Origin of the sequence: Bacillus sp. AFS040349, from assembly GCF_002577655.1 — a bacterium.
Lineage (GTDB): Bacteria > Bacillota > Bacilli > Bacillales > Bacillaceae > Metabacillus.
On the sequence record NZ_NUMC01000057.1, the window covers coordinates 1 to 21,988 of the forward strand.

Consider the following 21,988-nt stretch of genomic DNA (forward strand, 5'->3'; position numbering starts at 1 on the left):
AATCTTTTGACACTACCTTATTTAGTAATCCAAGGAATATATATGATTAATCAATCCTGCTTTTTCTCTGATATAATTTTGGCCTGATCATTCTCGTAAGCTATCACATAATTCACAGAAGTTGAAGTAGTTTCTTGACCACTACCTGTTCTTTTCACAATCTCAAGGACTGTTTCAACGATTATTTGTTCTTCTTTTTTTACCGTTTTTAATTCTTTAATAGTTATAGATAAAATATTCAAATACTCTTTACGAAATGATTGATAATCTACATTTGACTGCCATTCACTTCCTAACAAGGAATAAGCAGTGACAAAATCATTAAAGGTTATACTCTCAATGAAGTAGCTAATTAAATAATCTGATGTTTCTATAATCTTATTTTCGTCTATATCAACGGCTGCGTCAATAGAAGGTTCAACAGGAAGGTTCTTCATAGGTGTTTCTGACCAACTATTAACAAGTGGTAATACTGCACTAATTGGGAGGCTAAACCCGATATTTCCTTGCTCAATTCTAGCGGAATTAATGCCTATAACAGCTCCAGTTTGCCTGTCAATCAGCGGACCTCCACTATTACCTGGAGCAATGGGTGCAGATATTTGATACACATCTTCATAAATATACGGATCAACACTTAGTTCTCTGTCCGTTCCACTAATAATTCCAGTTGTAACCGTATTTTGAAAACCTAATGGACTACCTAGTGCCAATATTTCATCGCCAATTTCTAGTTTGGTATTTGGTGATAAACTTAAAGGCTCCACATCCTCTAAACCTTCAACTCGAACGACCGCTACATCAGTTTCTGTACTTATTCCAATTACTTTTCCATCGAAGCCTTTTGCATCGGTTGTTCTAACTTTTACCTCACTAGCACCACTAACAACATGTGCATTCGTAATAATATCACCTTTATCATTATATAAGAAGCCAGATCCAACCGTACCATCATTTAATTCAACCATCACAACTTTCTTTTGAGCCTCACGAATAATTTCCTTTATCTCAGGAACAGTTTTATCATTATTTGAATCTTCAACTTTGTTTAAAATCGTTGATTCAGAAAATACATTTTTTGTTGTTTGTTCTTTTATATAAAAATAGCCAAACCCACCTGCTATCCAAATTAGAAGGGATACTATGATACTATATATCACTCTCTTATTCATAAATTATCCTTTCTTCTCTTCTAATAACCATGAAATATTCATAATGTTAACTTTTGCATTTTCTTTTGTTGAATAAGTCACATGTTCAAAATCACCAGTTTCACCTGGCTCCAGCTTATTTGGAAACACATTTGTTTTACCAGACTCTAATTCCTTTCCTTTTTCATCGCTAACTGTAAACTCAATAACAATTGAGTGCACTGTTTCAGTCCCATTATTATTTACAGAACCATTAATATATGCATCACCATATTTATCAACTTTTATATTGACTGCTGTTAATTCCACGGCTTTTGTAAGATTATGTTGTTCTTCCATTTTAGCGGCTTGAAGAGCTTTATTAATTCGTTCTTGTTCAGCTTGTTCAAAACCGGTCTTTTCCTCTATTATCCGATCTTTTAGTGATAGCAGTTTCTCATTATTGACAACATACTGTAATGCCTCATCTACTACATTTAACGCTTGGTTAAAATGTTTATTCGCCAAGTTTTCTTCAGCTTTAACCGAACTAATTGTGACCATTTTCGTATAAATCTGTTGTTTTAATTCAGTAGCTTCTTGTAATTCCAACGAATAAAAAGTGGCCAATTTATCAGCCAACTCATCTATAGATTCTAGCTTATTTATTTCTTCCTTCATTTCCCCAACCTTGACAGAAGTTTCGGCTTGTTTAATTTCGTGACTAAGCTTTACAAATAATGGTGATCGATTCGTACCCATTTGGCGCTTAAGTAAATCAAGATCCCTTTGAGCACTTTCATATTGTTCATCCATTATTTTTTTTTCAACTTCCGTAAGATCCTCGTTTAAATCCATAATTGTTAAAAGTAATTTTTTCTCATTTAATAGAATATCGTAATTATTACGATATGAAAGACCAGTTTCTACAAAATCTAATGCTTTGTTATACTCCCCTGCTAAAGCAGCTTTTTCTGCTTTTTCTTGATAAGTAATGACATTTCCATTTACTTTAGTTTCATGAGAATAAACAAATATTAGAACAAAGAGAACCGATAAAAAACTTCCTACTGGAATTAAGAAGCTTAGTAAATAAGTTTTTTTGTTTATTGATTTATGATGATCATTTCTTCTTTTCCCACAATGGGAACAATAATTTGCATTTTTTTCTATAAAACTAGCTCCACAGTTTATACAAAACAATTATAACCCTCCCACTCTAATTTCAGAGTTAGAGCTTACTAATACGTCGTCTAATAGATACATTTTTTCAGGCATCTATTAATCTATCTATTTATTCGACATACTATTCTATAAGTATACATGTTTCAACAAGATCATTCTAGGTTTTAACCTGGGGGTAATTCGTACCATTTTTCAGTATAAAAAAATAATGCTGTAAAGAACTAAACTTCCCATAAAAGGCTATAAGGTCTAACATTTGAAGTTAGACCTTACGGCAGTGGAACATATAATGTAAATGTGATGTCATCTTTTTCTAAATTAAAGCTTTCAGCTCTTGCACTTAAACCACTCTTTAATGTTAATTGGTCAAGATGAATATCAATCAATTTTTCACTTGGATCTATTACCACATACTTAGGAAGATCATAATAAGTATTCATATATTTCAGTACATAAGACACAGGAAGCTTCAACTGTCCTATTGACAATTCATTAACCAATAACTGAACATTTCCATCAGATTTAACTTTCGGTTCCAGAATTAACTTCATGTCAATATCTTTATTAAAAGCTTTTACAACTCCATACACGTTTACTTTATCTTCAAATTCCACTCGATATTGTAAATTTTGCTGACCTGTTTCCTGTTCTAAATAGTGATTCACTAAATGAGTCAAGTCACTTTTCTGGGTTTTAATAAGAAAAGGGACAGTTCCTTCCTTACTAACTTTCGTGTTTTGTGCGCTAGGTTTTTCGGTTGGAATTAATGAAGAAACTGTCACGAACAAAAGAAACAGTACGTTAATCCCAGCTAGAACAAAAAATGAAATTTTCCACCTTCTCATTACATCACTCATTTCTACCTATTCATTAAAGGATACTTCTGCTTTAGATATAGAATCATATACTCGCTCAGCTATTAATGTATACCCGCTTTCGTTAGGATGAAATTCATCTTTGTACAATAGCTTATTGTCTACTTCAGAAGTAGAGAAAATATCTTCAACAGATACAAATATCCCATTTTTATCTTCCGTTATCATCTGTTTTGAAACTGAGTTCCACTCATCGATAATTTGATCGATTTCCGTTATATTAGGAAGCATATATTTAAAAGGATTATAAAGGCCAACAAATACAATTTGTGCATCTGAATTATAAGATCGAATTGTTATAATAATATTACTTAATCTTTCCTCGTAAAGTTTTTGCTATGCTCTAAACGGTTGAAAGTCCAATGAGAAAATATTCTGTCGAACAACATTCATAATGTCATTTCCACCAATAGTCATAACAATCATATCTGCTTCCTTAATGGATTCAATTACTTTATCATTTGTTAACTTTTTTTGGAGATTAGATGTTTTATGTCCCTTTACCCCGTAATTTTCAACCAAAACTTCTTTAATGTGATCTTGCTCTTCCAACATTTCAGTCACTCTGCCAACATAACCACCCAACTCTGCTCCGTCGCCAACTCCCTTTGTTAAAGAATCACCTATCCCAACTACCTTCATAGTTTTAGGAAAAAAATCTTCAGCAGGGGTTTCCTTTTCGCTTAGTGACACAGGTTTATATTCTAGTTTTGCAGCAGGCTGATTTATACAACCAGTTAAGCACAAGCCAATTATACTAAACAATACAAGCTTTTGGAGCATACAATCACCCCGTTATTTAGTTTCAAAAAAACATTATATCATGTCACCATGGATAAAAGCCTTTTAAATCATGAAAAAGAGTTAGCTTTTAAACTTTTAACTTTATTATATCTTATGAAAAAAGACTCCTTATGGAATCTTTTTTCATGGCTTATCTTTTGTTTATTCCTGGCTTATTGCTTTTATATCTGCAATCATTTGATCATATGGTGGATTTTCAACACCATTGTAATCTTTTAGCACCGTTCCATTTTGATCAACTAAATAAAAATAAGTACCATGGATCACTTGTTCTGTACTTTCTGGCTTTTGAACAATAGTCTTAAAGCTTTCTTTTGCAAATTCTTCAATTTCCTTTTGTGAATATCCCGTTAAAAAATCCCAGTTTTCAAATGAAATTGAGTAAGGCTCTGCAAACTCTTTAAGTTTATCAGGAGTATCAATTTCTGGATCAACACTAAAGGAAACAATCCTTGTATTAAGCCCTTCATTCTCTAGTATCTGTTGAAGCTCCGTCATGTGCGCTGTCATTGGTGGACATACTGTGTCACAGCTAGTAAAAATAAAATCAGCTACCCACACCGTTCCTTTTAAATCCTCCAATGATACTTGATCATTGTCTTGGTTTGTATATTCAAAGGATTGAACTTCATAATTAAGTGGGTTTTCAATTGGTGATTTTTGTCCGCAGGCACTTAAAATAAGAATAGTGGCTCCGATCAAACTCCATAAAATTTTCTTTTTCATTAACACCTTCACCCTTCTGTTTCGTTCATAATGAAAAGTTTATCAAAATACAACATAAAGGGGAAGATGAAATGATGTGAAGCTTTTTTGAATAATTATTAAACTTATTGCCATTTATAAAGGTATCGTATACATTCTCAATATAGAATTGGTAATCAAATTTTATCGCAATTGAATGTATAGGATACTTTTCGAGCTCTTTATAAGGCCTGAAATCTCCAATGCTCTGCCCTCTCGCCACACCATCTTCCGTACTGATTTTTACAGGCTTATCAACAAATTGAAAATGGTTACTATTTTTTACTGCCCAGAGTGTTAACAAGTCATGCATTGGTCCACCCGAAATGGAGGGATCTCTTTTTTTATACCATTCTGAATAATGGGTGATAATCGGCTTTAATAATTGACCTACACTATCGCCTGTTCTTTTAAAATATTGGTCAAGTTGATTTATGATGTTATCAGGAATAATTGCATAATTCGTTACATTAAGAGGAAATATCTTTACTTTTTCTACATTACTTATTACTAGATTTGCTGCGTAATGATCACTATAGAAATTTGCTTCAGCAATTGGGGTTGCATTACCTGGAAAAAGGAATGCACCGCCCATAATATAGAACTCTTTGACTTGCGATAGAAAATTCGGATATAAAACAATTGCTGTTGCTAATGATGTTAAACGACCAACATTAACAATGCTAATTTCATTTGGATATTGATTAATAACGGTTAAAATCTCATGAAAGTTCTCAAATTCAGGTATCGGTTCGCTCAAATCAGGCGTAATCGGACCAAGTCCATATTCACCGTGAATTTCAGGAAAATAAGTAGGTTGTTCGCCAGTTAACGGTCGATCTGCACCTCCAATAATAGGGATATCTGTCAGCTGGGTAATTTCTTGAATATATCTTGCTGTTATCGTGGCGTTTTTCTTTGAGATATTTCCGTAGTCAACAACAATTCCAACAATATCAATACTTTTACTATAATAAGCAAAAAGTAAAGCAACAATATCGTCAATTCCAAAGTCTCCGATAAACAACACTTTTTTACCGATGATTCAACACCACCTGTTTTGAGTGATTAGCTAATTTAAATACTTCATTGCACTTTACTGTTCTTTTTATAATAATTATGCGTAATTTTTAGCACGATGTCTTTTTATATTTTGACCCATTACAAATGGGTTTTCTATATATTTGAATCAAATGCCATGAAGAACTAAAAAAGACCCAGACAATCCCCATAAAAAATGGTCTTGTCTTGGTCAAATATTTACTCTGCAAAAAACATAAAACCTACTGCACCCGGTCCCGTATGTGTTGAAACAACAGGTGTTGTAAATGAGATATCTACCATGCAATTCGGACTAATTTCAAGAACAGCTTGCTTTAGTCTTTGAGCAAAATCATGTGCGTCGGCATGGGCAATGCCAACTGCTTTAACAGTTTTCCCTTTTACATCTTCTGCAAATTGTTTGGCTAAGTATTTTACTGCCTGAGATTGACTTCTAACTTTTCCAACTGGAGTATAAAGCCCATCTTGTAATTTTGCTATTGGCTTAATATTGAGTAAGGAGCCTATTAAAGCTTTTCCACGACCAATCCTACCACCCTTCACAAGATTTTCCAGTGTGTCTACACTTAAATAAAGTCTTGTTTGATCACGAATTTCAGCTATCCTATGAAGTATTTGTTCTTTTGAAGAACCTTCTTTAGCCATTTTTGCTGCTTCCAAAACTTGAAAACCTAGTGCCTTAGAAATAAACATTGAATCAAGAACTGTTACATCAGCTTCGGCCATTTGAGCAGCCGATTGAGCTGATTGGACTGTCCCACTTAAGCCTTTTGTCATATGAATAGAAATAATTGAACTCCCATCCTCGCTAAGCTCCTCATACACTCTTAGAAACTCCCCAGCAGGTGGTTGTGAACTCTTAGGTAGTTCAATAGATTGATTCATCATTTTTATAAAAACGTCTGGAGTAATGTCAACTCCGTCTGTAAACTGTTTATCATCTATTGTAATGGACAATGGAACAACCGTAATATCATATTCTTCTATCAAATCTTTTCTCATATCTATTGTTGAATCAGTTACAATTTTAATTTTTTGCAAATCCTCACATCCCTAAAAAGTCTACCTACTATTATACCCCCATTAAAGGCACATTCAATGAAATTATTTCTTATCTTTTAAAATTATATGCGACTTCAAACCTATTGATTGGTATATTGTCCATGTGTTTTATTCCGAAAGAATAAAACATTGAGTAATAATTTAAGTATTTTAAAACAAAAAAAGAGAACCAGACACTCCTGGTTCCCTCCTAAGCATTGTTTTTTAATATACTACTTCCAAAGATAGCCTCGTAATCAGGCCATTTCAACACTTTTTTCAAGTAATCTTTAAAAGAATAAATACTTCTTGGATTTATCTGTGTTTGGATAATGGATATAAACTTCTGTAAACGGATTTGAAGCATGAAACGGTTTTTGTTATCCTCCTCCAATACTGGGATATCAGTAATTTTTACCTTCTGTCCACTTGCCAGTTTGAACTCTAGGCTCTTGAATAACAAGTTATCAATCCTCTTTTTTACCCGTTTCCTATATTATAACCCAATTACAATGAGAAGTCTGTCTATTTTTGTCTAATGAAAAGTTTTTTTTCGGCGTTTTCATCGTTGAGATATCAATGTTTTGCACTAACCTCAACTCTTCAGAAGAATACTATTAGATTAAAAGGTGAAATAAATTACTATCCTTATTCACTTCAGTTACAAAAAAACCTTTCTTTTTCATTCTTTTTACAAGAGGTTCATAATCTTCTTTTTGTTTTAATTCAATACCTACCAATGCTGGTCCATTGTCTTTGTTATTCTTCTTGGTATACTCAAAGCGATTGATATCATCGGTTGGCCCAAGTACTTCAACTAAGAACTCTCTTAACGCTCCTGCACGTTGTGGGAAATTCACAATAAAATAATGCTGTAATCCTTCATAAATCATTGAACGTTCTTTGATCTCCTGCATTCTACCAATGTCATTGTTTCCTCCACTTACGATACAAACAACATTTTTACCCTTAATTTCATCTCGTAAAAAATCAAGAGATGCAATTGACATCGCTCCAGCAGGCTCTGCTACAATTGCATTTTCGTTATATAACTCTAAAATAGTTGTACAGATTTTTCCTTCTGGAACAAGCAGAACTTTGTCCAATACATCGTTACAAATAGAAAAGGTTTTGTCTCCGACCTTTTTGACTGCTGCTCCATCAACAAATTTATCAATCTTCTCAAGCGAAACTACTTTGTTTTCTACTCTTGATTGATAAAGAGCAGGTGCACCCTCTGGTTCAACACCTATCAGCTTTGTTGAAGGTGAAATCGCGTGAAAGTAGGTACCAACACCAGAAATTAAGCCGCCTCCACCAACACTTGCTACAACATAGTCAATGTCCACATCAGCATCGTTCAATATTTCTACTCCTACGGTCCCTTGTCCAGCAATTACATCTACATCATCAAAAGGGTGAATGAAAGTACGGCTCTCTTCTTCACTGCTAATCATTGCCTTTTGATATGCATCATCAAACGTATCGCCGGTTAAAATAATATCAACGTATTCTTTACCGAACAGTTCAACTTGAGAAACTTTCTGACGAGGAGTTGTTGACGGCATAAAAATTTTCCCATGGATTTTTAATTGACGGCAAGAGTATGCAACACCTTGTGCATGATTTCCAGCACTAGCACATACGATACCATTCTTTGTCTTTTCAGGATCAAGCTGCTTAATCTTATTAAAGGCACCTCTGATTTTAAATGAGCGAACAACTTGTTGATCTTCTCGTTTTAAGTAAACATTACACTCATATTTTTCAGAGAGTTGTTCATTTTTTTGTAATGGAGTATGTGTTACAACATCTTTAAGTAAATGATGCGCTTTTAAAATATCTTCCACAAAAACATTTTGCAATTCATTGATTGTTTGTTTCATTGTCACGGTCCTTTCAACTGCTTGTTAATTTGAAATTATATCATGAATATTCAAAATTTAAAGGAAATATCAAAAAGTTTTACATAATTTTTAATTTTATGTCTCATAGATAGATGAACTACAAGCAATAAGCTGACAAACCTTCAAAAGAATGAAAAAATTATTTACACAAAAACTTTTATGAGGTGATAAAATAATGGAATATGAAATAAAAAATAAGGAAGGTGCAATTCCTTGTTTAATTGTTGCAGATGATGAAAATGGTCGTTACATGATAAGAGAAGCTGACACGAGCGGTGAAGTGTTTAACAGTTCGAGAGAAATGCTTTTTTGGATTTATGAAAATTGGAAAGAACAAGATTTTGAGGACAAACAATTGTTTCATCAAATAGTCTCTTCTTTACAAGATCATGTTCAGCAATCAAAAAGCTAATTTTTCTAGTAAATAAATGATAAATGTCACTATTTCATCTTATGAATGAATGATATAATTTATAAATTATTGAAAAACAATTTCATTGAAAGGAGAAAAGCATGGCAAACACACATACCTTTTCTAAAGGTGAAGAAATAGCAAATTCAATTACGCATGGAATTGGCGGCTTACTAAGCATTGCTGGTTTAGTCATATTGATTATCTTTTCCTCCTTACATGGAAATGCTTGGCATATCGTAAGCTTCACTTTGTTTGGAGTAACGATGGTTTTGCTATATACAGCTTCAACCTTAGTTCACAGCTTTCCAGCAGGTAGAGCAAAAGATTTTTTTGAAATATTAGATCACTCCGCTATTTACTTTTTTATTGCTGGCACCTATACACCCTTTCTTTTTATTGCGGTAAAAGGATGGGTCGGTTGGACATTATTTGGAATTGTTTGGGGTTTGGCAATAGGCGGAACAGTTTTCAAATCATTCTTCGTTAAGAAGTACTTATTCTTTTCTACCATTATGTATGTTGTAATGGGATGGTTAATTGTCTTTGCTTGGAACCACATTATTAGCAACGTACCCTTTAATGGTGTAGTCTTGCTTGTCATTGGTGGAGTATTATATACAGTTGGTGCAATTTTTTACGTTTGGCGTGGTTTTAAATATCACCATGCTGTTTGGCATACTTTTGTTTTAGCAGGTACAGTGCTGCACTTCTTCTCTGTATTATTGTATTTGTTGCCATAATAAAATGGATTTAAAAGGCGCTATCCTTCAGGGTAGCGCCTTTTGCTTTAATCAAATTACTTTGAGTCTTTTTATTAAAAAGAGAAAACTGTAAAAATTCATTTTGTTATAAAAGGTTAAATTACTGTTGTATTTGTATTTTCTCTCTTTAGTAAAGCCCTCTTTGTTAGTAAAACATTTAGTTTTTCAGAACTTAACAGCATTGCTGCAATAATAAGAATAATACAAATTGGGAATATTCCTATTGTTGTATAAGACGCCATGAAACCAAGTAGAGGCGGCAAAAATGTACTTCCTGTATAAGCTACCGCCATTTGATAACCCATAATAGTTTGGGAATGCTTTTTCCCAAAACGTGAAGGTGTCTCATGTAACATACACGGGAATATTGGCGCTAATCCTAACCCGATCATAATAAAACCTACTAAGGAGAAAACCGACGGCAATGGTAGGAATAAAAAGATAGCACCAGTTAATGCTAGTAATTGCCCTGTACGAATGAGACTAAGATTACTAAATTTGAAAGTAATAAAACCTGTTAGAAAACGACCAATTGTTATTCCTGCATAATAAAAGGAAACCCATTGTGCTGCAACTGCTACAGGTATCTCTCTAACATTTACCAAATAACTACTTCCCCAGAGACCAACTGTTGCTTCAACTCCACAATAAAACAGAAAGGATGCCAAAGCCAGTTTTACTCCCTTAATTTGTAAAGGTTTCACTTCATCATCACGGATCAACTCATCTGAATCTACCATTTCTTCATTTGAGATCGTATTGTTATTTTTTACCACTCTATTCCATAATGGCAATGTAAAGAAAAGAATTACAGCCAATGTAAACTGAATTGCTGCAATTGTAAAATATCCATTTCTCCAAGTATTTTGGCCTGATATGAACTGCGCCATAATGATCGGACCAAAAGTAGCTCCAACTCCCCAAAAACAATGTAACCAGCTCATATGGTGAGCTTTATAATGTGTAGCAACATAATCATTTAATCCTGCATCAATAGCTCCTGCACCTAAACCTAGTGGTATAGCAAATAAAAATAACCATAAAACTGAAGGAGCAAAGTTAAACCCTAACAATGCACCTGCAGTCATTAAAACACTGACAAATGTAACCTGCCCCGTCCCGAACCTTTTAAGAATCTTTCCGCTAGCTAAACTTGAGATAATCGTACCTCCTGCAATCGCCATAAAAAGAAATCCAGCAGTCTCAAGCGGAGCACCATAATCCGATTTCATTACAGGCCACGCTACCCCTAACAGTGAATCAGGTAAACCTAAGCTGATAAATGCTAAATAAATAATAACTAAAAGAAATGTTGTCATATTAACCTCGCCTATATCTATTAATAATAGTCAAATCTTCTCTTTAACAATTCAATATGATAAAAACACTTATTAAAGATTTTTAAAAAGTAAAGGAAATAATAGTATTAAACTTAAAAGCTATGGAGAAAAATTCACCTCACATAATATTACACCTATGTAATTTATTGATCATTAATCATAAGATCTAGTCCAATGCTTTGTAACCCAAATAAATAATCTTGTTTCAAATCACTAATGACTAGCTCTGGAAGATGCTCTGACGGAATATATTTTGAACTGCATATAGCCATTTTATTTAGCATTTCTTTTTTTATTTCATCATTTGAAAAAATAATTGAATGTGGGTTAATGATTGCTGCCAATGAAGCTACCAATCTGCTAATTGCATCAATCGTCTCATTATTTTCAAAAGGTATTATTTTCTTAGACCCATTTTCAAGTTCTAAAGCCTGCCCGAAATTTCGATCATTATACTGAGGAACAAATGAAACCTCTCCAGAGAAAGAAGTGCTTCCCCGCATCACATCACCATTTATCATAATACCTGCACCCGGACCATTTTGACCAAGATACAAATAGATGAGAGACTGCCCATTTATATTCCCTGTTTTATTGTTATATCCAAGAACAGAAGCGTTCATATCGTTCTCTACTGCAACCGGTATGGAAAAATACTCCTCATAATATCCTTTTAAATCAAAATTTTGAAACTGATCATATTCTGGTATAAAAATAATCCGACCATTATCTACAGAACCTGGAACTCCAATTGCTAAAGAACTGATTTTGGGAAATTTATTTAGCAAGTTTTCGATACAGCTAGTTAGTACTGGTAACCCGTCATTTATTAATACACTTGATACCTTTCCCTGCTCCTTTACTTCTCCTATACAATTAAATATTGTATAATTTGACTCACTTTTCTCTAAAAAAATGGCCAGTCCTAGCATATGCTCGGGGTTGTATCTGTATCTTTTTGCTCGTCTCCCTCCACTAGATTCATCTAATCCGACTAAAATAATTTCCCCATCTTTCTCCATTTCCGCAAGAAACTTACTTATTGTCGGGAAACTAATTTCTATTGCTTGACTGAGTTCAACTTTTGTGGCACTCCCCAGCCTTAAAAGAGTTGTACGAATGTTACGAAGAATATTCTTCTTTACCAGCTCTTGTGTAGCAAATACTTTTTTCAATGTATTCACCCCCTAAAAAACTTATTAAAGATCTTTAATAAGTAATGTAGCATATTATTATATTGTAAACAATCCTTCAATTTCATTTCATGATAAGTACAAAAAATTCCTTAGTTCAACTTATATTATAGTGAGTATTTTTGATATTAAAAACTAGGGGGACAATATGAATATTTACGAAGCCGTAGAGGAACTCACTAAAGCGGGAGTCTCTGAGAGTATAAGAACGCTAACAATAAGAAAGTGGATTAAAGAAGGAAAAATCACTTCTTCCGAAAATAACGGCTACAGTGTTGATAAACAAACAACGAAGTTATTACAAAACAGCCTGCGAGATGAAAAAAATGAGATTATCAAGAAACTTCAAACAAAAATTAAGCTACAGGACGAATATATTGAAGGGATAAAAGCCATTCATAAAGATACTACCAATTCCTATATAACACAACGAGAAAATTTAAACCAAGAAATTTCACTACTTAAAAAGGAAAATAATGATTTACAAAAGGAAGTTACTCAATTATTAAAAGAAAATATTAGTTTAAGAGATGACTTAATCAGATCCAAAGAAAATTCAATGAATAAAAATAAAAACAGAGACCATGATCAACAACAACCCACATCAAATTATCTATCTTATCACCTAAGGGAATATCAGCATAAATTAGGTCTAGCAAAAATAGCAGGTAAAAAAGAAATTGTTGCAAGTTACAAGGAATTATTAAAATTAACACACCCTGATCATGGTGGAGATCCTAAATGTTTTCATTACATAAAGGCTGATTTTGATACTTTTAAAAGAAACCTTAAAAATAACATTAATAGGAAGTATTAATAAAAATTAAAAAAAGCATCATTTCGTTCTTCAACGAAATGATGCTTTTTTCTCATATACAGCAAACTCATAATCATAAGGATTATTTTCATCTTTAATTCCTTTATCAGATTTCACCATATCCCACTCTTCTTCATTTGTTTTAGGAAAATATGTATCTCCCTCAAACTCATGATAAATATGTGTAATATAAAGGCGGCCACTGCAAGGTAAGATTTGCTGAAATATCTCCGCTCCTCCTATGACAAAGATTTCTTCATCAGATTGCTCAGATAGTTCCACTATACCTTCTAAGGAATTCAGGACTAAACATCCTTCTTGGGAATAATTTCGATCTCTAGTAACAATAATATTTTCTCGACCTGGTAGTGGTCTACCAATAGATTCAAACGTTTTTCTTCCCATTACAATTTTATGATTCATCGTCGTTTTTTTAAAATAAGCCAGATCTTGTGGGAGGTGCCATGGAAGTTGATTATCTTTTCCAATAAGGCGATTAGTATCCATTGCAACTAGTAAAGAAATCAAACACTAACAGCTCCTTTAATATGTGGATGAGGATTGTAGTTTTCGAAACTGAAATCCTCAAAAGAGAAATCAAAAATAGATTTAACATCTTTGTTCATCACTAAAGTTGGTAATGGTCTAGGATCTCGTTGTAATTGTTCTTTTACTTGTTCAACATGATTTGAGTAGATGTGAACATCTCCAAAAGTGTGAACAAACTCTCCTACCTCTAAGTTAGTTGCTTGTGCCATCATATGAACAAGTAAAGCATATGATGCAATATTAAATGGCACACCCAAGAAAACGTCAGCAGAACGTTGATATAACTGACATGAAAGCTTCCCATCTGCTACATAAAATTGAAAGAAGCAATGACAAGGTGGTAGTGCCATAGAATCAACATCTGCAACATTCCAGGCTGAAACAATTAATCTTCTGGAATCTGGATTGTTTTTAATTTGCTGGACAACATTCGTAATTTGATCAATAGTAGAACCATCTCTTGCAGGCCATGCTCTCCACTGATGTCCGTATACTGGACCCAGCTCTCCATCTTCATCTGCCCATTCGTTCCAAATTTTCACACCATTATCTTGAAGATACTTTATATTTGTATCACCTTTAAGAAACCATAAAAGTTCATGAATAATTGATTTAGTGTGTAATTTTTTTGTCGTAATTAACGGAAATCCTTCTTTAAGGTTGAACCTCATTTGATAACCAAATGTACTTATTGTCCCCGTACCTGTTCGGTCTTCTTTTATCACTCCATTTGCAAGTACATGTTGACATAATTCCAAATATTGTTTCATTTAGACATTTCCCCTTACTTTTAATCCTTCATGTATTTTACCATACTTTAATATTGAGAATTCACATAAATATTTTTGCGTATCTCTGCTGCTTGTGTTTCTAGTGAACGAATAAATGTAAAAGTTAACGGAGCTTTTTCTTGTAGAGTTAATTTTGTTTGATTATTGTAATAATACATGGCAAATGTTTCAGCAAAATATTCTTCAGGGAATTGGATAAAATATGATTGTAGCGGAAAAAGAGAGTCAACTTCTTGTTTCCAGATATTTAAAAAGAGTGGATTTTTTCGAACGTACTGGAAAACATAACGATCAACAGCATGAGCAAATTCATGAAGCTCTAGTGACACAGAGCCATGTCCTTTTCCAAATTCGCTATGCCCGATTTTTGCATAAACGACTCTATTATCACTCATCCCCGGAACTAACTCCCAATTCGGATCATTTGTTTCATATCCACGTGGTTTCAAGTCTTTTAATCTATCTAAACCATTTTGACTAGTTAAAGAACCAGTGAATAGTTTAATTTGAATACTTTCCTCTGCTGCTAATAATAAAATGTTTTCATCTACTTTTTGTATATTTTCTATCATCTTCATTGCATCATTTTCTGAAAAGCCTTTGGGAGGTAAATAAACCAGTTCACTAACTATTGGTTTAGATAAGGATAATCCATTTGTCTCAAACTTATATGAAGATAGCTGAACACCTTCAGGAAAGGCTTTTGCTAGATGATAAAATGGAATACAAATAAGAGAGAGTAAAAGAATAAATAATGTCTTTTTCATGATGTATATCCCCTCTTTACTAATGACAAATTTGTAGAAAACTTAAGAGGTTTGCAGGTTAAATTACTTTTCTACTATACTATCATAAATAGACATTTTTAACTAGAAGTGTGGAATCGAATAGATTATTGGTTTTTGTATCAAAATGATTAAAGCAAAAGGGCATACAGATGTATGCCCTTTCAACATTTTTCAAATAATAAAGTCGTTAATGGTAACTCATCCAATTTGGAGGAGTGTTTTTATCCCAATAAATACTGCCTAAATCTTTATGTGATTGAAATGAATCATGATAAGAGTGATAGTGAAAGTTGAACCAATAGCCTTCTAAAGGACGATTTTCTCTTCTTACGTGAAAACGCAAAACATCCTCACCTGTTTGTGTGTTATAGATGTGAAAAATCTTTTCTCCGGTTCCACCGGATGGCTTAGAAATTTCAACATGTTCAAAAAGTTCGTCATCTTCGACATTAACATAATATGTAATGACTTCCTCCATTTTAGGCAGAATCACTTTTTTAAACTCATCTTGAATTACATCGCCAATTTTATCTCCGAACTTTGAAAAAGATTTTTGCTCTGCTTCAAAAAGAAGAGACTCAATAATTTCATCTTTTGATAAAGATACTTGCTGTTCAACATCTATGTTATCAGATAGTAATGCATGTTCATTTTCATTCGAGAATGTAGGCTTGGTCACCGAATCTTCTGCTGGCTTCTCTTGAACTGCCGCTAAAGACGCAGGTGGTGTTACAAGTCCAAAGGTTGCGATAGAGAATAAAATAAAGAGTGATTTTCTCAACCATTTGTTCATCACAGTTCTTCCCCCAACATTATGATTATAGCAATATTTTATCATAGTCTTAGAGGTTATTATATATCAATTTTATTACAAAATTTAAAAACAATTTGTTCAATAAAATGTAACACTTTTATTGTTGAACGAAAACGTTTAAAATAGAATTATCTATCACATATTATGTACAAAAAGTATAGGAGGGTTTAGAAATGGGTTATGATACTTTATTCGTTGTACTTTCTTTTGTTACACTAGCTTATTTTATTTACGTTGAAATTACGGACTAATACATAAACAAAGCAAAGGGTGCCACAAACGTGAGCACCCTTTTTAGTTGTCAAAGCAAATACTTTATGTTCTCTTTGTCTTTTTTCGAGCGGAATCCACTTGCTTACCACCTGTTTCATTCATAGTGGTACCTTGTCCCTCAACATTAGGAGAGCTAAGGCCGGCTCTAGATGGATCAACTTTTCTTTTTGGCATAAAGATAACACCTCCATGATATTATCTTTTGCTATTTGTTCAGATCTATGACTCCATAATGGAATTTCGCTGTTTTACGGACATTTACTTGAAATTGAAATTCGGCAAAACGTGAACTTCGCCAATGGTCTTTTAACACGAGTCTTTTTGAAGCAACTCGTTTTGCTTCAGTAATAGTCTCTTTAGTTAACGTAGAATAATTTGCAATACTTTTTAAAGGCTGTAATCCAACGGACCCTTCTATCGTTTCCTCAAACATTGGATCAAAATAAATCACATCAAAACTGTTATCCGGGCATTCTTTCAAAAAAGAAAGATGCTCTGTATTTTTCACATGAATTCTTTTCATTGCATCATCCAATTGAGGTAAACCAGTTTTCCACTGTAAAAGACCTTTTTGTACAAGAAAAGCTAAAGGCATACTGCCTTCTATTCCATTAACTATTCCTTTATCACCAACAACATAGCTAGCAATTATACTGTCAGAAGCCAGTCCAAGTGTACAATCTAAAAATGAATTCCCTTTTTCAAGTTTACATGCTAAACAAAAAGGGTCATCTTCCCCCTTTATTATCCTTTTTATTCGAAACATAGCTGAATTAGGATGAAAAAACAAAGGTTCTTTAGAATCAGAAAAATGAAGTTCCATCCTATTTTTCCCAACAACAAGAATGTCATCATCATATTCTCTTTTTAAATGATCAACAGCTCTTTTATTTCTCCTCAAAAAAATTGAATCGAACTCATTTGCAATTTCTATAGCAGACTTTATTAAATTTTCATCAGGCCTTCCTGAAGTGGTGATTATCATACCTACTTATACTCCTATATGCCAAATTCACTGTTTTATCTTGTAAAAAAAGGATGCTATAGCACCCTTTCTTTTAACAATATTTTTCAAATGAAGATTCTAAATTTCCCATTATCTCTTCTATTGAGTTTCCTTCAATTTCGTGACGAGGTATAAAGTGAACAACTTCACCATTTTTAAGAAGTGCCATTGATGGTGACGAAGGTTCCTGTCCTTTAAAGTACTCACGCATTTTACTAGTCGCTTCTTTATCCTGTCCAGCAAAAACAGTAACAATTCGATCTGGTTTTTTTTCAGCATTCAAAACAGATTGTGTTGCGGCAGGCCTTGCTAAGCCGGCTGCACACCCGCAGACAGAGTTAACTACAACTAAAACTGTGCCTTTTTCTTCACTCATGAATTGTTCCACATCTTCTGCTGTTGTTAATTCTTCAAATCCTGCATTTGTTAATTCTGCTCTCATTGGTTTTACCATTTGTCTCATATATTCTTCATATGCCATTGACATAATATAATCCCTCCAAAATGTGTATTAATGTAAGTAAAGAATACTATAGGGTCCTCATTCTTGCAAATAAATAGAAACAACCTAACAACTAAAAACATTAGGTTGTTTCTTTATTCACTTACTCTTTTTATACCTTGTCGTTAATTTGTACGAGAAGTATGAGCTGCTAAAGCTTTAAAATCATTTTTCACTTATCATTTTCCACATACAAATCAGTTACTGCGCCTTTTGAAGCGCTTGATACAAGACGGGCATATTTTGAAAGAACACCTCGTTCTAAAAGCTCAGGTGCTGCCCAATTTTTCTTACGTTGTTCAAATTGTTCTTCTGTTAATGCAACAGACAGTTCACGTTTTTCACTATCAACTGTAACCATGTCTCCATTTTCTACAAAAGCGATTGGACCACCAACTTGTGCTTCTGGAGAAATATGACCAACTACTAATCCATGAGATCCTCCTGAGAAACGTCCATCCGTTAATAACGCAACACTTTCTCCTAAACCTTTTCCTACAAGAATCCCTGAAATAGATAGCATTTCAGGCATACCTGGTCCACCTTTTGGGCCTTCGTAACGTATGATTAAAACATCACCTGCTTTAATTTCTCCTGAAATAACTGCTTCTGATGCTTCTTCTTCTGTGTCAAACACCTTTGCTGGTCCAGTTAACTTCGACACCTTTAAACCAGATACTTTAACAACTGCTCCTTCTGGTGCAAGGTTACCACGTAAAATGACTAAAGGACCGTCTTTACGTTTTGCTTCAGATACAGGATAAATCACTTTTTGTCCCTCTTTTAATTCTTTGCAATCTGCTAAGTTTTCAGCAACTGTTTTACCTGTTACCGTTAAACAATCTCCGTGTAAGAAGCCTTCCTTAAGAAGATATTTCATAACAGCTGGAACTCCCCCAACTTGGTGCAAATCATTCATAACATATTTTCCACTTGGCTTTAAGTCTGCTAAATGAGGAACACGTCTTTGAATTCGATCAAAGTCATCAATTGATAAATCCACTTTAGCAGCATGTGCAATTGCAAGTATATGAAGAACAGCATTTGTTGAACCACCAAGTGCGTACACAACTGTTATAGCATTTTCAAATGCTTCTTTAGTCATGATATCTCTTGGCCTAATTCCTTTCTCAATTAACTTATACACAGCATCACCTGCATCAAAGCAATCTTGAAATTTTTCATCTGATTCAGCAGGGTTAGAGGAGCTGCCAGGTAAACTCATTCCCATTGCTTCGATTGCAGATGCCATTGTGTTTGCTGTATACATTCCTCCGCAAGATCCTGCACCAGGACATGCATGACACTCGATTTTACTTAATTCATCTTTATTAATCTTTCCTGCATTGTATTGACCAACACCTTCAAAAACAGATACAATATCAATATCTTTTCCATTCAAATTACCTGGTTTAATGGAGCCACCATAAACGAATACTGACGGCAAATTCATACGTGCCAGAGCAATTAAGCACCCCGGCATATTTTTGTCACAGCCTCCAATAGCAACAACTGCATCTAAGCTTTCTCCACCTACAACTGTTTCAATTGAATCAGCAATCACTTCACGGCTTGGAAGAGAATATCTCATACCAGCTGTTCCCATTGAGATTCCATCAGATACGGTAATTGTATTAAATATCATCCCTTTACCGCCTGCTTCATTTGCTCCATTCTTTGATTGAATAGCAAGCTTGTCAATATGTATATTACAAGGTGTGACTTCACTCCAAGTACTTGCAACCCCAACCAAAGGTTTTTTAAAATCTTCATCACTAAAACCTACTGCACGCAGCATTGCACGGTTTGGTGCTCTTAACGCCCCTTCAAATACCTTACTTTCATTTCTCAAATCTTTGGTCATCATAATACCTCCATACTTTTTATTTTGTAATAATATTCAGTAAATTCCCTGCAAATAAAAACAGTCAATCGTAATTGACTGTTTAGTTTTGAGTTCTACCCATTTCTACTCTCTGTCATTTGTTTCCAAACAGAGCCTTTTGCTTCTTCTCCGCCTTCAATTCGTCCAATTGCCATTTTCACTTGCATACTTACTTCAAATTCCGAATCATCTTCGGCTTCTTTTAATGCTTGAAGGGCTGACTCATCTCCTACTTCATATAGAAACATGGCTGCACGCCATCTTACTAGTTTGTTTTTATCTTTTAGTGCATCGATCATTTCGTTCATTGCGGCAGGATCACCAATATCTGATAAACAGTCACCTGCTGTTCTTCTTACTGTAACTGATTTATCTTTTAGTGCTTTGTATAATAAAGGTAATACAGTTGATTTTTCAATCATACCTAAATAGACAGTTGCAAGCCTTCTAATCGATGGTTTTTCATCATCAAGTGCTTTTTCAAGTACTGGCAGGTCTTCTTCGGTTGGGTCCATTTGGTCTAAATGTGCGAAACGATTTGTCCAATCTTCCTCATCAAGCATATCAAGGGTGACTTTGTATGATTTACGAGCTTGAACTTTTGTTTTTTCTTTTTCAGTTGCTGCTTTAATGAGCCTTTTTAGACGGTCTTCCGAATAAGCAGCACTGATTTCATCCACAACTTCTTTTCCGATATCAGCAAGTTCACCATATCGAACTCCATGTTCTTTCCATTGCCTATCAAGAACAACATTGTCATCGGCTTGTTGTGCAGTCATAACCGCTTCTTTAAAACGATCTGGTAAGCCAAATCGTTCCTCAAGAACTCCATCAGTAAGTTTTACTTGCATTGGAATTCCATTAAACTTTTGAATAAAAACCTTTACTTCTCCAAATGCTTCTTCATTTGTTGCATTATTTGCTTGTTCAGCTACTTCCTCACCAAATGCTTGACGAACTTGTGCCAAAAGATCTTTCCAATCATATTTTGCATTCCTTTCAACAGCAAGGAAGTCAGCAACATGATAAACACCTTTAATTCCTTCAATGGATAAAATATCTTTAATGATAGCAGGCGCCTCACTAGCTTGATCTTTTTTGTAATTATTGCTTTTTCCAGTAGGAAGCTCTTCTGATAAAAGAACCTTCATCGTATTTGGACTAGGAGTAGGTTCAATTGACTTTATTTTCATAATGGCACTCCTTTATTTTTTTCGTAATGATATTGTAACATAGCCACTATTTTTCATGCTATTCATAGGGTTTGCCTTCTACACCTACATTGACGTTTAACAGTTGAAAAACACACAAATTCTTTGAAAAAGCCGAGCATACTACCTGTGTTATATTTTTTTCGGACCATTCCACTCTGTTAGAAACTGCTCCAAAAAACCTTCGAGATATTGATGTCGCTCTTCAGCTAAAAGCTTTCCGGTTTTAGTGTTCATTAACTCTTTCAATTTTAATAATTTATCATAAAAATGCTGTATTGCATTAGACAAGTCCAAACCTTCTGGGTCATAAATCACATTTCCTCTAGAACCAGCAAAAGCAAACGTCCTGGCTATTCCAATCGCTCCAATCGCATCTAAACGATCACCGTCTTGAACAATTTTCGCCTCAAGTGAAAGCTGACCAGCTGAAATATGCTTTCTAAAGCTTATATTCTCAATGATAGAGAGAATTTCATCCATTTCATTATTATCAACTTCCAATTCAATTAATAGGTTTTTTACATCAGCCACTTCTAGTTTTATCTCATTTGACAGCTTATCATCTATTAGGTCATGTAAAAGTGCAGCTGTTTCAACAATGAACATATTTACTTCCTCTTCATGTTTCCCGATAAGTAAGGCATTTTTTCTAACTCGATCAATATGCCACCAGTCGTGACCGCTACCCTCTTGCTTTAATCTTTTTTTCACAAAATCTTCTATCGTTTGTACGATAATTTTCTTTGTTTTCTCCACTTCACAATTACACTCCTCATTCTTAAGAAACGATTTTTGAAACGATAACAATCTTTTTTTTATAGCTACCAATTAAAATTCCAAATACAAAAACACTGACTAGCTCATTTACATATACTACTTTATCAATTTTTAA

At 33.9% G+C, this 21,988-nt stretch carries 23 protein-coding genes and 1 pseudogene; 3 read left to right on the forward strand and 21 right to left on the reverse strand.

From position 1 onward, the window contains the following. Positions 1-50: 50 nt before the first annotated feature. The 9 genes and pseudogenes from COD11_RS13365 to ilvA form a co-directional block, all read right to left on the reverse strand. Positions 51-1,172 carry a S1C family serine protease gene (locus tag COD11_RS13365; protein WP_098797399.1) on the reverse strand — a complete coding sequence of 374 codons (1,122 nt, stop codon included), beginning with the start codon at positions 1,170-1,172 and terminating at the stop codon, positions 51-53. 3 nt (positions 1,173-1,175) lie between these two features. Beyond that, complete coding sequence (locus COD11_RS13370) at positions 1,176-2,333, reverse strand: FxLYD domain-containing protein (protein WP_098797400.1); 1,158 nt, start codon at positions 2,331-2,333, stop codon at positions 1,176-1,178. A gap of 251 nt (positions 2,334-2,584) precedes the next feature. Further along, positions 2,585-3,160: a YpmS family protein gene (locus COD11_RS13375; RefSeq protein ID WP_176551081.1), complete on the reverse strand. Its 576-nt coding sequence runs from the start codon at positions 3,158-3,160 to the stop codon at positions 2,585-2,587. Between the two features lie 18 nt (positions 3,161-3,178). Then, a pseudogene (locus tag COD11_RS27540) lies at positions 3,179-3,973 on the reverse strand (SGNH/GDSL hydrolase family protein). A 162-nt stretch (positions 3,974-4,135) separates the two neighbouring features. Then, on the reverse strand, positions 4,136-4,720 hold the full coding sequence (locus tag COD11_RS13390; protein WP_098797404.1) for an SCO family protein: 585 nt from the start codon (positions 4,718-4,720) through the stop codon (positions 4,136-4,138). 25 nt (positions 4,721-4,745) lie between these two features. Beyond that, positions 4,746-5,768 carry a nucleoside hydrolase gene (locus COD11_RS13395; protein ID WP_231307715.1) on the reverse strand — a complete coding sequence of 341 codons (1,023 nt, stop codon included), beginning with the start codon at positions 5,766-5,768 and terminating at the stop codon, positions 4,746-4,748. Positions 5,769-5,998: 230 nt separating this feature from the next. After that, positions 5,999-6,841: a DegV family protein gene (locus COD11_RS13400; protein ID WP_098797406.1), complete on the reverse strand. Its 843-nt coding sequence runs from the start codon at positions 6,839-6,841 to the stop codon at positions 5,999-6,001. A gap of 211 nt (positions 6,842-7,052) precedes the next feature. Further along, entirely contained in the window at positions 7,053-7,304 is a 252-nt protein-coding gene (locus COD11_RS13405; RefSeq protein ID WP_098797407.1) for a DUF2535 family protein, read from the reverse strand. Between the two features lie 154 nt (positions 7,305-7,458). Further along, entirely contained in the window at positions 7,459-8,727 is a 1,269-nt protein-coding gene (gene ilvA, locus COD11_RS13410) for a threonine ammonia-lyase IlvA (RefSeq protein WP_098797408.1), read from the reverse strand. A gap of 196 nt (positions 8,728-8,923) precedes the next feature. Here ilvA and COD11_RS13415 point away from each other — a divergent pair, with 196 nt between their 5' ends. Beyond that, the gene (locus COD11_RS13415; RefSeq protein ID WP_098797409.1) at positions 8,924-9,160 is read left to right on the forward strand and encodes a hypothetical protein; all 237 of its coding nucleotides are present in this window, start codon (positions 8,924-8,926) and stop codon (positions 9,158-9,160) included. 101 nt (positions 9,161-9,261) lie between these two features. Beyond that, positions 9,262-9,903 (forward strand): PAQR family membrane homeostasis protein TrhA, encoded by a 642-nt coding sequence (trhA, locus tag COD11_RS13420; protein ID WP_098797410.1) that lies wholly within the window; start codon positions 9,262-9,264, stop codon positions 9,901-9,903. A 116-nt stretch (positions 9,904-10,019) separates the two neighbouring features. Here trhA and COD11_RS13425 read toward each other — a convergent pair whose 3' ends face one another. Both COD11_RS13425 and COD11_RS13430 read right to left on the reverse strand, forming a co-directional pair. Beyond that, positions 10,020-11,243, reverse strand: coding sequence for an MFS transporter (locus COD11_RS13425; protein WP_098797411.1), 1,224 nt, complete (start codon positions 11,241-11,243; stop codon positions 10,020-10,022). Between the two features lie 164 nt (positions 11,244-11,407). After that, positions 11,408-12,439 carry an ROK family transcriptional regulator gene (locus tag COD11_RS13430; RefSeq protein WP_098797412.1) on the reverse strand — a complete coding sequence of 344 codons (1,032 nt, stop codon included), beginning with the start codon at positions 12,437-12,439 and terminating at the stop codon, positions 11,408-11,410. A gap of 166 nt (positions 12,440-12,605) precedes the next feature. Here COD11_RS13430 and COD11_RS13435 point away from each other — a divergent pair, with 166 nt between their 5' ends. Continuing rightward, the gene (locus COD11_RS13435) at positions 12,606-13,274 is read left to right on the forward strand and encodes a hypothetical protein (protein ID WP_098797413.1); all 669 of its coding nucleotides are present in this window, start codon (positions 12,606-12,608) and stop codon (positions 13,272-13,274) included. A 30-nt stretch (positions 13,275-13,304) separates the two neighbouring features. On the opposite strand, the gene COD11_RS13440 is transcribed toward COD11_RS13435, so the two are convergent. The 10 genes from COD11_RS13440 to COD11_RS13485 form a co-directional block, all read right to left on the reverse strand. Further along, a complete protein-coding gene (locus COD11_RS13440; RefSeq protein WP_098797414.1) occupies positions 13,305-13,802 on the reverse strand; it encodes a dihydrofolate reductase in 498 nt (165 codons plus the stop codon). Then, positions 13,799-14,593, reverse strand: a complete 795-nt coding sequence (locus tag COD11_RS13445; protein ID WP_098797415.1) for a thymidylate synthase — start codon at positions 14,591-14,593, stop codon at positions 13,799-13,801. The genes COD11_RS13440 and COD11_RS13445 overlap by 4 nt, the downstream gene beginning before the upstream one ends. Before the next feature lie 47 nt (positions 14,594-14,640). Next, a complete protein-coding gene (locus COD11_RS13450) occupies positions 14,641-15,381 on the reverse strand; it encodes an anthrax toxin lethal factor-related metalloendopeptidase (protein WP_098797416.1) in 741 nt (246 codons plus the stop codon). A 208-nt stretch (positions 15,382-15,589) separates the two neighbouring features. Beyond that, on the reverse strand, positions 15,590-16,195 hold the full coding sequence (locus tag COD11_RS13455; RefSeq protein WP_098797440.1) for a YpjP family protein: 606 nt from the start codon (positions 16,193-16,195) through the stop codon (positions 15,590-15,592). 336 nt (positions 16,196-16,531) lie between these two features. Beyond that, positions 16,532-16,663: a YuzL family protein gene (locus COD11_RS13460; protein ID WP_098797417.1), complete on the reverse strand. Its 132-nt coding sequence runs from the start codon at positions 16,661-16,663 to the stop codon at positions 16,532-16,534. Between the two features lie 31 nt (positions 16,664-16,694). Continuing rightward, entirely contained in the window at positions 16,695-17,474 is a 780-nt protein-coding gene (locus COD11_RS13465) for a class I SAM-dependent methyltransferase (protein WP_098797418.1), read from the reverse strand. A gap of 73 nt (positions 17,475-17,547) precedes the next feature. Further along, positions 17,548-17,982 carry a BrxA/BrxB family bacilliredoxin gene (locus COD11_RS13470; protein WP_098797419.1) on the reverse strand — a complete coding sequence of 145 codons (435 nt, stop codon included), beginning with the start codon at positions 17,980-17,982 and terminating at the stop codon, positions 17,548-17,550. A 187-nt stretch (positions 17,983-18,169) separates the two neighbouring features. Beyond that, positions 18,170-19,861, reverse strand: coding sequence for a dihydroxy-acid dehydratase (ilvD, locus tag COD11_RS13475; RefSeq protein ID WP_098797420.1), 1,692 nt, complete (start codon positions 19,859-19,861; stop codon positions 18,170-18,172). A 95-nt stretch (positions 19,862-19,956) separates the two neighbouring features. Further along, positions 19,957-21,075 carry a conserved virulence factor C family protein gene (locus COD11_RS13480; RefSeq protein ID WP_098797421.1) on the reverse strand — a complete coding sequence of 373 codons (1,119 nt, stop codon included), beginning with the start codon at positions 21,073-21,075 and terminating at the stop codon, positions 19,957-19,959. Between the two features lie 150 nt (positions 21,076-21,225). Continuing rightward, on the reverse strand, positions 21,226-21,852 hold the full coding sequence (locus tag COD11_RS13485; protein WP_098797422.1) for an HD domain-containing protein: 627 nt from the start codon (positions 21,850-21,852) through the stop codon (positions 21,226-21,228). Positions 21,853-21,988 lie beyond the last annotated feature (136 nt).

Bases quoted from the DNA above. Each gene is read 5' to 3' on its own strand.
- COD11_RS13365 (WP_098797399.1), bottom strand. From the start codon at position 1,172: ATGAATAAGAGAGTGATATATAGTATCATAGTATCCCTTCTAATTTGG.
- COD11_RS13375 (WP_176551081.1), bottom strand. From the start codon at position 3,160: ATGAGAAGGTGGAAAATTTCATTTTTTGTTCTAGCTGGGATTAACGTA.
- COD11_RS13390 (WP_098797404.1), bottom strand. From the start codon at position 4,720: ATGAAAAAGAAAATTTTATGGAGTTTGATCGGAGCCACTATTCTTATT.
- ilvA (WP_098797408.1), bottom strand. From the start codon at position 8,727: ATGAAACAAACAATCAATGAATTGCAAAATGTTTTTGTGGAAGATATT.
- COD11_RS13415 (WP_098797409.1), top strand. From the start codon at position 8,924: ATGGAATATGAAATAAAAAATAAGGAAGGTGCAATTCCTTGTTTAATT.
- trhA (WP_098797410.1), top strand. From the start codon at position 9,262: ATGGCAAACACACATACCTTTTCTAAAGGTGAAGAAATAGCAAATTCA.
- COD11_RS13425 (WP_098797411.1), bottom strand. From the start codon at position 11,243: ATGACAACATTTCTTTTAGTTATTATTTATTTAGCATTTATCAGCTTA.
- COD11_RS13435 (WP_098797413.1), top strand. From the start codon at position 12,606: ATGAATATTTACGAAGCCGTAGAGGAACTCACTAAAGCGGGAGTCTCT.
- COD11_RS13445 (WP_098797415.1), bottom strand. From the start codon at position 14,593: ATGAAACAATATTTGGAATTATGTCAACATGTACTTGCAAATGGAGTG.
- COD11_RS13450 (WP_098797416.1), bottom strand. From the start codon at position 15,381: ATGAAAAAGACATTATTTATTCTTTTACTCTCTCTTATTTGTATTCCA.
- COD11_RS13455 (WP_098797440.1), bottom strand. From the start codon at position 16,195: ATGAACAAATGGTTGAGAAAATCACTCTTTATTTTATTCTCTATCGCA.
- COD11_RS13460 (WP_098797417.1), bottom strand. From the start codon at position 16,663: ATGCCAAAAAGAAAAGTTGATCCATCTAGAGCCGGCCTTAGCTCTCCT.
- COD11_RS13465 (WP_098797418.1), bottom strand. From the start codon at position 17,474: ATGATAATCACCACTTCAGGAAGGCCTGATGAAAATTTAATAAAGTCT.
- COD11_RS13470 (WP_098797419.1), bottom strand. From the start codon at position 17,982: ATGTCAATGGCATATGAAGAATATATGAGACAAATGGTAAAACCAATG.
- ilvD (WP_098797420.1), bottom strand. From the start codon at position 19,861: ATGACCAAAGATTTGAGAAATGAAAGTAAGGTATTTGAAGGGGCGTTA.
- COD11_RS13480 (WP_098797421.1), bottom strand. From the start codon at position 21,075: ATGAAAATAAAGTCAATTGAACCTACTCCTAGTCCAAATACGATGAAG.